9 protein-coding genes are annotated in these 7852 nt (G+C 67.7%); 8 read left to right on the top strand and 1 reads right to left on the bottom strand.

Annotated features, from left to right (window positions below):
* Window positions 1-197: 197 nt before the first annotated feature.
* Genes E1266_RS08435 through E1266_RS08420 form a run of 4 tightly spaced genes read left to right on the top strand, consistent with a single transcriptional unit; the run spans window position 198 to window position 2443 of the window.
* Window positions 198-764 (top strand): roadblock/LC7 domain-containing protein, encoded by a 567-nt coding sequence (locus E1266_RS08435; RefSeq protein WP_207945499.1) that lies wholly within the window; start codon window positions 198-200, stop codon window positions 762-764.
* Between the two features lie 44 nt (window positions 765-808).
* Complete coding sequence (locus E1266_RS08430) at window positions 809-1213, top strand: DUF742 domain-containing protein (protein ID WP_132045495.1); 405 nt, start codon at window positions 809-811, stop codon at window positions 1211-1213.
* Window positions 1203-1847, top strand: coding sequence for an ATP/GTP-binding protein (locus tag E1266_RS08425; protein ID WP_132045493.1), 645 nt, complete (start codon window positions 1203-1205; stop codon window positions 1845-1847). Before E1266_RS08430 ends, E1266_RS08425 begins: the two co-directional genes overlap by 11 nt.
* On the top strand, window positions 1844-2443 hold the full coding sequence (locus E1266_RS08420) for a GAF domain-containing protein (RefSeq protein WP_132045491.1): 600 nt from the start codon (window positions 1844-1846) through the stop codon (window positions 2441-2443). The genes E1266_RS08425 and E1266_RS08420 overlap by 4 nt, the downstream gene beginning before the upstream one ends.
* Before the next feature lie 64 nt (window positions 2444-2507).
* Here E1266_RS08420 and E1266_RS08415 read toward each other — a convergent pair whose 3' ends face one another.
* The gene (locus tag E1266_RS08415) at window positions 2508-3743 is read right to left on the bottom strand and encodes an IS110 family transposase (protein WP_132045489.1); all 1236 of its coding nucleotides are present in this window, start codon (window positions 3741-3743) and stop codon (window positions 2508-2510) included.
* Window positions 3744-3990: 247 nt separating this feature from the next.
* On the opposite strand from E1266_RS08415, the gene E1266_RS08410 reads away from it, so the two are divergent.
* The 4 genes from E1266_RS08410 to E1266_RS08395 all read left to right on the top strand — a co-directional run bounded on the left by E1266_RS08410 (window position 3991) and on the right by E1266_RS08395 (window position 7849).
* The gene (locus E1266_RS08410) at window positions 3991-5223 is read left to right on the top strand and encodes an acyl-CoA dehydrogenase family protein (RefSeq protein WP_243718292.1); all 1233 of its coding nucleotides are present in this window, start codon (window positions 3991-3993) and stop codon (window positions 5221-5223) included.
* Between the two features lie 143 nt (window positions 5224-5366).
* Complete coding sequence (locus E1266_RS08405; protein WP_132045487.1) at window positions 5367-6449, top strand: NYN domain-containing protein; 1083 nt, start codon at window positions 5367-5369, stop codon at window positions 6447-6449.
* Entirely contained in the window at window positions 6442-7059 is a 618-nt protein-coding gene (locus E1266_RS08400) for an HAD family hydrolase (protein WP_132045485.1), read from the top strand. Before E1266_RS08405 ends, E1266_RS08400 begins: the two co-directional genes overlap by 8 nt.
* A 4-nt stretch (window positions 7060-7063) precedes the next feature.
* Window positions 7064-7849 (top strand): endonuclease/exonuclease/phosphatase family protein, encoded by a 786-nt coding sequence (locus E1266_RS08395; protein ID WP_165965985.1) that lies wholly within the window; start codon window positions 7064-7066, stop codon window positions 7847-7849.
* The last annotated feature ends 3 nt before the right edge of the window (window positions 7850-7852 follow it).

Here is a 7852-nt window from a genome sequence, read left to right as displayed (position 1 = left end):
GGTGACCGCCCCCCGCTTCCCCGGCGCTCCAGGACACGCCCTGCCCCCGGAGCCGTGCCACCACCTTCCGCCGAGCCCATCCCGGCGCCGGTATCGGCGCAGCCGCCATCACCGCAGCTGATGGCGCGCTTCGCCACGGGTGTCCGGCGCGGCCAGGCCGAGCAGCGGCAAGGCCGCACCAATGACCCAGAGACCAGATGATCACCGCCCCGGACATCGGCTGTTTCACGCCCTACGGAGAGATTCGGATGACGCCCCCCATACCACCGCCCACCGCTGCTCCCGCAGCCTCACCACTTCGAGCTGCATCGGTTCCAGCGGGTGACGGCTTGAGTTGGCTTCTCCAAGAGTTCGCCGACCGGGTCGCTGGTGCCACCGGCGCTTTGCTGGTGTCGCGGGACGGGCTGAAGATGGCGGTATCAGGCTTGGACACCGCTGGGGCGGACCGCGCGGCCGCATGGATGTCCAGCTTGCACTCCCTCGCCCGGTCCGCTGCCACCCTCGTCGGCGCTCAGGACGGCGGATTCCGACAGGTCATCATCGAGGATGCCGGCGTCCTCGTGTTCGTGGTGAGCGCCGATTTCGCCGCCATGACCGGGCCGGGTGCCGAACCCGACCTGGTCGGCTGTGTACTCGGTGTCCTGGCCGAGCCGGACGCTGATCCCGGCGTGGTCGGCTACGAGATAACCCTGCTGGTTAAGAGCGTGGCCGAGCACCTGACCACCCGGGCTCGCGGCGGCCGGGACACCGCCGGGGACCGGTGACCATGCTCGACCCAACAGGCCACCGCCCTTCAGACGCCCCCGTCATGGCAGCCGCGACGAGACCAGCCGCTGCTGTCGAGTGGGATCAGGCATGGGAGACCTATGACGCAGAAGAGGTGCGTCCCTACGCCATAACCGGAGGCCGGACCCGCCCGCAGCACTCGATGCGGCTTGTGACTCTGTTGGAAGCCGCGGATACCGCACACGTCCAAGGGCTTGGCCCCGAGTCCGCCCATGCGGTCGAGCTGTGTCGGGCGCGGCCCTGCCCGGTCGCCGAGATCGCAGCCCGCCTTGGTCTGCCAGTCCAGGCCACCAAGATCGTCATCAGCGACCTGATCGACCGCGGTGCTCTGGTCATCGCCCGGCCCGGCCCCGGAGCGTCCGACGATCTGCAGGTGCTGGAGGCGCTGCGTTCCGGCCTGGAAACGAGGCTGTCCGATGTCGCCTGACCACGCTGAGACCACCGGACTTTCCCGGCGCGATTCCGCGCCCTTAACGGCGAAGATCATCGTTAGTGGTGGGTTCGGTGTCGGCAAGACCACGATGATCGGCGCGGTCAGCGAGATCGAACCGCTGACCACCGAGGAGCGACTGACCGTGGTCAGCGACGGCATCGACTCTCTCGCCGGAGTGGAGGACAAGACCACGACCACCGTGGCGCTGGACTTCGGCCGCCTCACCTTCGACCAACAACAGCAGATGGTGCTGTACCTGTTCGGCACCCCCGGACAGGACCGGTTCTGGTTCACCTGGGACGACCTGGTCATCGGTGCGGTCGGCGCCGTCGTGCTGATCGACACCCGCCGGCTAACCGACAGCTTCGGCCCGGTCGGCTACTTCGAGCAGCACGGTATCCCGTTCGTGGTCGCAATCAACGAGTTCGCCGACGCACCCCACCACTACACGCCCGCCGAGGTCCGCCAAGCCCTCGACATCCCCGGCCACGTGCCGATCGTGTGCTGCGACGCCCGCGACCCGCACGCTGCCATCACGGTCCTGCTCACCCTGGTCGACCACGCACTCGCCCGCCCGTACCCACCTCAGCAGCCGCACCAGCCCATCGCCCAGGAAGCTTCCGCATGAGGTATGACACCGACACCGGACCGCACGTCCCCACCTGGCACGACACGGCCGAACAGCGCATGAGGTCGCTCGCTGAACTCGGCCTGGGCGAACCGGACACCGCGTTCGACCGGTTCGCCGCCCAGATCTCCGGCGCGTTCGCTGCCGAACTCGGCGACCACGGTCAGAACCTCTACGCGATGGTGAACCTATTCACCGAACATGAGCAAACGTTCGTCGGGCTGCATATCCCGCCCGGTGCTCGGCCGGTTGACCGAATCATGCGGCCCGATCATGGGTTCTGCCCGGAGATGCTCGAACGCACCAAGGCGCTGATTCTGGCCGACGTGTGCGCCAATCCGCATTTCGCGTCCAATCCGGTGGTCGACAAGCTCGGTGTCCGCACCTACGCCGGAGCTCCACTCATCAACCAGCCGACCGGGACCGTGCTGGGCACTGTGTGTGTCATCGGCACCGAGCCGCTCCCTAGGGACACCGGTCAAACCTCGCTCGTGCTCATCAAGCGGCACCGTGACGCACTCATGGACGTGCTCGCCCAGCGAACCGGCGCCGGCGGCCGCGGCGCTAGAGCGGCGGATACCTCGCCGCAGCGATGACGTCTGCCGGATCCGACCGTCCGGCAGTGGCCCCAAGTGGAAAGACATCCCAGGAGGTTTGATGTCAAGCAACAGCGCTTTGAAGGTGGTGCGACCAGGCGGTCGCTTCGTCGTAGAGCGTTCCGGTCTTGAGGCAGCCGTGCAGGATGCCGACGAGCCGGTTCGCGACCTGGCGAAGCGCGGTGTTGTAGTTGGCATCGCGTCCGCGCTGCCGTTCGTAGTATGCGCGGGCGCCGGGCGACTTGGTAATCGCAATGGATGCCTGCATCAGCAGCGCGTCGATGAGCCGATCGTTATGCACGAACCGGGCGGCTACAACCTTTCTCTTGCCCGAGGCGCGGGTGATCGGGGAGGTGCCGGCGTAGTTCTTGCGGGCCTTGGCGGTGACGTAGCGGTCGGGGGCATCGCCGAATTCTGCGAGCACCCGGGCGCCGAGGATTGGCCCCAATCCGGGCTGGCTGAGGATGATCTCAGCGGCCGGGTGCCGCCCAAAATGGGCTTCCACCTCTTTGTGCATGGCAATGACCTGCTGGTTCACGGTGCCCAGCACGGCAATCAGGGCCCGGGCCGAGGCCGCGTAGGCGGCGGTGACCGCGGCGGGCTGTCCCAAGTGCTCGGTACGCAGTGCGGCCTGGATTCGCGCGGCCTTTTCGGCGATCTTGTAGCGGCCCGCCTTCTTGAGCGCTGCGCTGACCTGCGTGATCGTCAGCCTGGCGGCCGACTCCGGGTCGGGAGCCTTGGCCAGCAGTTCCAGCGTGTCAGGCGCAGCAAGGTCCTCAAAGGCCTCCAATGCGGCGGGAAAGTACTCACGCAGCGCGTACCGCAGCCGCTGCGTATGGCGGCCACGTTCCCAGATCAGCGTCTTGTGGGCACGCGTGACCACCTTGACCGCTTCGGCTTGCGCGCTATCTCCGGCGACAGGCCTCAGCTGGTGGGAGTCGGTGCGGACCATGTCGGCCAGCATGTGCGCGTCGGCCGCGTCGCTCTTGGCGCCCGACACCGCCAGGCGTTCCCGATAACGCGCGGCCTGCAGCGGGTTGACCGCCAGCACGGTGTAGCCCGCCGCTACCAGTGCCAGCACCCATGGGCCGCGGTCGGTCTCAATCCCGACCACGACCTCGGCCTGGTCGGCCTCGTCCCCAAGCTGCTCACCGATCATGGCGTGCAGCCGGGCCATCCCTACCACACCCTCGGGCAGCCGAGCTTTGGCAAGCCGCCGTCCGGCGGCATCCATCAGCTCGACATCGTGGTGAGCCTCGGCCCAGTCGTCCCCAACAAACAGTCGCAACGCCTCTCCCATCACCGAAACCGCCGCTCAGCAGCCTGCGGGAGAACCATCAGCGACCTAATCAAACAGTGCTCACGCCCGATCGGGGCGGGGCACGACATCCCAGCAGCGATCAACTCTCCCGGCCGACCGGCAGGGGCACGATCTTTCCTTGGGACTCCAGGTCCTGGGGATGTGAGTGCTCACCTGCCGGCGGCTACCAGCCCGGGAGTCTGCCGGAATGGGCTCACTCCCATGACTGATTAGGGGATGGTGTCCCGTGTTCGAGACCGACGATCACCAGCGCCTGCGCAAGGCCGTCCGGGCCTTCGCGCTCGCCGAGGTCGCGCCGCGCGTGGCCCGGATGGAGTCCACCCAGACCGTCGACGTCGAGACCTCGGCTCTGATCGCCCGACAGGGGTGGATCGGGGTGACCATCCCCCGCCATTACGGCGGCATGGGCGCCGGTCACCTGGCCAAGACCATCGTGATCGAAGAGCTGGCCCGGGTGTCGGGCGCGATGGGCGCCATGGTTCAGGCGTCCCAGCTCGGAGCAGCCAAGATCCTCCACTACGGAACCGAAGAGCAGAAACAGCGGTGGCTGCCGCCCATCGCCGCAGGCGACTGCTTGCCGACCATCGCGGTGACCGAGGAAGGCTCCGGCGGCAACGTGCTCGACATGCAGGCCACCGCCAGCCGCGACGGCGAGGAGTGGGTACTGAACGGCCGGAAGCTCTACGTCGGCAACTCCCACGTCGGGCATGTGCACGGCGTCATCGTCCGCACCGGCAGCGATAATGACACCCGGCGGTCCGAGAGCCTGTCGGCGTTCCTGGTCGAGCACGACCGGCCCGGCTTGACGCTGGTGCCCTACGCGCCGCCGCTGGGACTGCACGGCTTCTCCTTCGGCGACCTGACCATGGACAACGTACGGCTCCCGGCCGCCAACATGATCGGTGACCAGGGCCAGGGCCTCGACGTCGCCTACAGCTCCTCGGTCCTGTACGGGCGGCCGAACCTGACCGCGGTCGCGTTGGGCATCCATCAGGCGCTGCTAGAGCAGATCGTCGCCTTCGCCAAAGACCGCCACCGCCGAGATGCCCCCCTGTCCGCGCTGCCCACCATCGAGCACCGGATCGGACAGACCAGCGAGCGGCTGATGACCGCCCGCACATTGGCCTACCAGGCCGTCCACATGCTCGATCAGGGGCTGGCCTGTGATGACGAGTTGATCAGCGCCAAGTACCGGGGCGTGGAGTCCCTGATCGAATCAGCCCTGGCCGCGATACGAACCCACGCAGCCTGCGGACTCCGCCGCGACCGCCCCATCGAACGCCTGCTGCGCGACGCCTTCCACATCGACGCCCCCGCCGGAACCGGCGACATCCAGCTCCACCGTCTCGCCGAATCCGCCCTTGGTGTCGACCGTGGCCAATGGTCCGAACGCCTTGCCCACCTAACTGCCCTACCCGTCACAGCACCGTCCGCGGCCACGCAAGAGCACGCCGCATGAGCTCGCGTCCCCTGCGGCCACCACCGCTGCCTCGGTCCCGAGTCATCCACTGAGCCGTCGTGCGACCTTTGGCCGTCAACAGACCCCGCCGGCCTGGGGTCGCACGACACCTCCCGTTGTCCGCCCCTGAAACCGCGATCCATATGACCCTCAACGCGCATACGGCCAAACGGAAACCGACCTCGCCGCTCCCGATCAACGACACAACGACCAACAACCCCATGAGCAAACTGATACGCGACCCCGAACACCACACTGGTCAGCTCCGACTCGGCGTCTTCTACGACGGCGGATGGTTCAGCGGCCTGTGGCGATACCTGGCCGGAAATTCCCATTGGCGTTCGGCGCCGACTTTTATCGGCGTCCACGACGTCATCCGCTGGTTCCTGCACCTGCAAGGCCATCCACTCGATGCGGTCACCCTCGACTGCGCGCACTACGTGCTCGGCCGACCCGAACCCGGCAAGGGCGGTGCTGGCGAGCATTGGGACCGTGTCCTTGACCGCTACGGCATCGTCCGCCATGACGCCCTGGTCGTCGATGGCCGCGAGAAGAACGCCGACGCCCTGCTGAAGCAGGTGACCTACCAGCACGCCACCGACCGCGCACTGGATGCGGTGGCTTTGATCACTGGCGATAACGATCTGCTGCCCCTGGTCCATCGGCTCACCCGCGACGGACTCACCGTCGTGGTGCCCAGCCTCCCCGAGATCCGATACACCGATCACACCGGCCGGCGCTGGATCCGCACCTCACCCAAACTCACTGAGGCCGCGACCTACGCGCCCGACTGGCGCGACCTGCTCTCGACCGCAATCGAGCCGGACTACCCGCTGTCCTACCCGTTCACCGACCCGGTCCCCGGCGCCCTCTCCAAGCCCGCCGCCGATGGCTACCGGTACGGGACCGTGAACCGCTGGCACCCGTACGAGAACTACGCCTTCATCATCGACCGGGGCGGCGTGCAGTGGCACGTCAACCGCAACGCCCTCCCGGACACCACGATCCTCCTCGACCTCGCGCAACCGGTCCGGTTCACGGCAGCCCACGTCCTGCAGGCGGCAAGAAGTACCCCCAGGTCCGCGGAATCCAGCCCTACCAGCCACACGGCGCCATCCCCTGACCGAGCCGCCGACCCAACCACCCAATGTCACCGGCGCGTGTCGTCCACACACAGCCCTGCGGTGGTTACACCGGCAAGACCGCCCATGGAGAGAAATGAGTAACGGCAACATCGATGACCTCGGTGTGTTCCGCGCGTCTCGCTATGGCGGGTGCATCACCCATGTCGGCCTTGACTATGGCGGGACGCTGACCAGCGGGGACGGCTGGGTCGACCCCGGTTTGGGTATGCGGCCGGTCAGCGCTGAGGCCGCAGCCGCTGTCCGCCAACTGGTCAGGGCCGGCGTCACCCTCGCCCTCGTGTCCGACACGAAACCAGGCCAGGACCGCCGCCGCGCACTCGAAGCCGCCGGGATTGCCGGCGCCTTCGACGGCAGGATCTATCTCAGTCACGAACTCGCGACCGGCAAGGCCCACCCGCCCTTTTGGACGCACGTCCTGGACGGCCTGGGCATCAGCCCCGGCGAGCTGCTGGTGTGCGGCAACAACATCGACACCGACGTCCGCGCCCCAGCAGCCCTGGGCATCCGCGCCGTCCTGCTCGGACCGATCGCCGCCCGCACTCACCTGCCCCCACACATCACATTGATCAACCGAATCAGCGACCTTCCCGGCCTCCTTGCCGGAAAGCCGACCCCTAATGCCAGCTGGTGTCCGCTCCCGCGCAGCCGTCGGACCACCCAGAAGCAAGGACGGACACACGATGACTCGTGACAAGGTGACGCTCCGCGTGGGCACATACAACTTGCTCGAAGGTGGCCTGGGCAGTCCAGGCGACGACGATGCCCGCCTCCAGCAGCAGCTTGCCCTGCTCAAGCGGCTCGACTGCGACCTGCTCGGGCTTCAGGAGGCCACCTGGGGTGCGCGATCGACCGGCATCGCCGAAGCCGTGGCCGACGAACTCGGGATGGGCTGGAAGTTCCTGGGCCCGTCGAACTTCTACGGCTGCGACCTGGCCGCCTTCGTCCGTGTCGGCGACCACCTCACCGTCGATGACGTCACGCACCTCACCGGCCCGCCGTTCGTCCACGGCCTCGCCAACGTCACCCTCCGGATCAAGGGGCATCCCCGGCCAGTGCAGTTCCTGGTCGGCCACTCGGCCCCCAGCTCCCCAACGGCGCGGTTGGCCGAGGCCGAAATGATCACCGTCCACCGCAAGCAGGATGCGATCTATGTGGCCGACTGCAACGCCATCTCCCTGACCGACGACCTGGACGTATCGGGGATCGACCCGGCCAAGGCCGGCAAGCTCGACACCCGGCCCGCCCAGGCACTTGCGGCGGCAGCGCTGCTGGACGTGGGGGCGCTGCTGGACGACCCGACCCCCACCGTGGGCCACCACCGCGAAGACTCCCTCGCGTTCAGGTGCGACCGGATCCATACCAACGTGCCCGCCGCGTGGATCACCGAATACGGCGTCGAGACCGGCGGCGACCACCTCTCCGACCACCGACCGGTCTGGGCCGAGATCACGTTCGGAGAGACCGAAGGGCCCACATCGTGACCC

Source organism: Actinomadura sp. 7K534 (assembly GCF_004348575.1).
In the GTDB taxonomy this organism is placed as follows: domain Bacteria; phylum Actinomycetota; class Actinomycetes; order Streptosporangiales; family Streptosporangiaceae; genus Spirillospora; species Spirillospora livida.
The sequence above is the reverse complement of the archived record's forward strand: the minus strand, read 5'-3'. Positions and strand labels throughout refer to the sequence as shown.

What these genes read in the sequence shown, in the direction of transcription:
- E1266_RS08435 (WP_207945499.1), top strand. Translation starts at nt 198, where the DNA reads ATGATCACCGCCCCGGACATCGGCTGTTTCACGCCCTACGGAGAGATT.
- E1266_RS08425 (WP_132045493.1), top strand. Translation starts at nt 1,203, where the DNA reads ATGTCGCCTGACCACGCTGAGACCACCGGACTTTCCCGGCGCGATTCC.
- E1266_RS08405 (WP_132045487.1), top strand. Translation starts at nt 5,367, where the DNA reads ATGACCCTCAACGCGCATACGGCCAAACGGAAACCGACCTCGCCGCTC.
- E1266_RS08400 (WP_132045485.1), top strand. Translation starts at nt 6,442, where the DNA reads ATGAGTAACGGCAACATCGATGACCTCGGTGTGTTCCGCGCGTCTCGC.
- E1266_RS08420 (WP_132045491.1), top strand. Translation starts at nt 1,844, where the DNA reads ATGAGGTATGACACCGACACCGGACCGCACGTCCCCACCTGGCACGAC.
- E1266_RS08430 (WP_132045495.1), top strand. Translation starts at nt 809, where the DNA reads ATGGCAGCCGCGACGAGACCAGCCGCTGCTGTCGAGTGGGATCAGGCA.
- E1266_RS08415 (WP_132045489.1), bottom strand. Translation starts at nt 3,743, where the DNA reads ATGGGAGAGGCGTTGCGACTGTTTGTTGGGGACGACTGGGCCGAGGCT.